Annotated in this window: 3 protein-coding genes; 1 reads left to right on the forward strand and 2 read right to left on the reverse strand. The window is 69.9% G+C overall.

Features of this window, described 5'->3' with window-relative positions:
* Positions 1 to 304 (forward strand): zinc-binding dehydrogenase (locus FJ108_18495; protein MBM4337883.1); only part of this gene is annotated, 304 nt, incomplete at its 5' end.
* 13 nt (positions 305 to 317) lie between these two features.
* Here FJ108_18495 and FJ108_18500 read toward each other — a convergent pair.
* Both FJ108_18500 and FJ108_18505 read right to left on the reverse strand, forming a co-directional pair.
* Complete coding sequence (locus tag FJ108_18500; GenBank protein MBM4337884.1) at positions 318 to 980, reverse strand: hypothetical protein; 663 nt, start codon at positions 978 to 980, stop codon at positions 318 to 320.
* A gap of 19 nt (positions 981 to 999) precedes the next feature.
* Positions 1,000 to 1,762: beta-lactamase family protein (locus FJ108_18505; protein MBM4337885.1), on the reverse strand; the 763-nt coding region annotated here is incomplete at its 5' end.

Raw genomic sequence — 1,762 nt, forward strand, 5'->3', positions numbered from 1 at the left:
CCTCACATGCCTGGCCTACCGCGGGCGCGCGATCAGCGTCGGAAACGTGAGCCGCGGCGATCTGCGCGTCGACCCCGCGCCGCTCTCGCAGGGAAACCGCTCGCTCACGGGCGTGTTCCTCGGCGCCGAGGTCGCGTTCCAGACCGCGCGCGTCCGCGCGATGCTCGACGCGATCCTGCGCGACCTTTCGCGCGGCGAGCTGCGCACGGTCGTCGACCGCACGTTCCCGCTCGCGCAGGCCGCCGCCGCGCACGCGTACATCGAGAGCCGCGCGGCGTTCGGGCGGGTGGTGCTGATCCCGTAGGTTCGCGCCGCGATTAGCGAAGGATCTTCTCCGACTCGATCTCGCGGAAGATGTCGAGCAGCGACTCGGAGTAGATCTGCTCGCGCTTTCCCTCGATCGGGTGGAACGGGTAGACGAAGATCAGGAACGTCTGGATCCAGTCACTTAGCGTCGCCCTGCGCTGGTACGACGCCCGCAGCGTGCCGTCCTTGCCCTTCAGATCCGCGCGTATCGTGTAGTTCCAGTCGTAGGGCATGGGAATCACGGTCAGGCTCAGCAGGCTGATCGTCGCGCTCAGGAACTGCTGCTTGAACGACGATTCCTCGAGCAGCTCGAGCTCGACCGCGTAGTCCGCGTTCGATCGCGCCGTCGCGAGCTTCTCGCGCCGCTTGGGATCGTTCACGTCGTCGGGAAGCTCCGTGAACGTCTCGTAGCGCGAGACGTTGCTGATCTCTCGCAGCGCGTCGCGGAACAAGTTGTCGAAGTCCTTCACGCCCTCGAATTTCAGCTTCGGGATGGTGTCGAAGCCGTGCTGCTGCGAGAGGTGGCGGAACACGAAGACGACGCTCACCGGAGCGGCGCCGGTGTTTCGCGCGGCTGGTCCCGTGTAGAGGCCTTCGATGTCGGAGCGCGACGCCGCGCAGCCGACGGCGAGCGCTGCGCAGAGCAGAGCGGGGAGGATCGGGCTTCGACGCATGTCGGGTCTCCTTTGGCTTCTAGTGCATCGCGCCCGCGACGGCCTCTAGCAGGCCGCGGACGCGAGGGTTGCGAAAGCGCGGCCCGGCGGCGTTCATCGCGTAGCCGAACGCGAGCCGCGCCTCGGGATCGGCGAAGCCGAGCGCGCCGCCCGCGCCGAAGTGCCCGAAGCTGCGCGCCGACTTTCCGAACGGGCGCTCCAGCATGGTGAGCTGGAAGCCGAGCCCGAAGCGCGTGGGCCTGCGCAGCACGAAGTCCTCTCCCGACGACGCCTCGCGAATCGACTCGTCGATCGTCTCGCGCTCGAGCACGCGCACGCCGTCCGCGGCGCCGCCGCAGGCGAGCGCGGTGTAGAGCCGCGCCACGCCGCGCGCGCTCGCGTGGCCGTTCGTCGAGGGAAGCTCCGCCGCCCGCCACTCTTCGGTGTTGACCGTGCCCATTCCCGACACGCCGGCCGGGTTCGCGTACACGCGGTGCAGCAGCGTGCGGTACTCGGGGTCGACCGGCGCCGCCTCGCCCGCGCCCTCGCGGTACAGCCCCCCCGGCAGGTAGTCCGCGACGCGCCCCGCGTGCTCCGGCCCGGTCCCGAAGCGGAAGTCCGCGCCGAGCGGCCCCGTGATCTCGCGCCGCGCGAACGCGCCGATCGATTCCCCCGCGACCCTCCGCACGATCTCGCCCACCAGGAACCCGAACGTGTTCACGTGGTAGCCGTGCGCGCGATCCGGCTCCCAGAACGGCGCCTCGGCCGCGAGCTCCTCCGTCATGCGCGTCCAGTCGTAGAAA

This window comes from Deltaproteobacteria bacterium (genome assembly GCA_016875225.1).
Classification (GTDB): domain Bacteria; phylum Myxococcota_A; class UBA9160; order SZUA-336; family SZUA-336; genus VGRW01.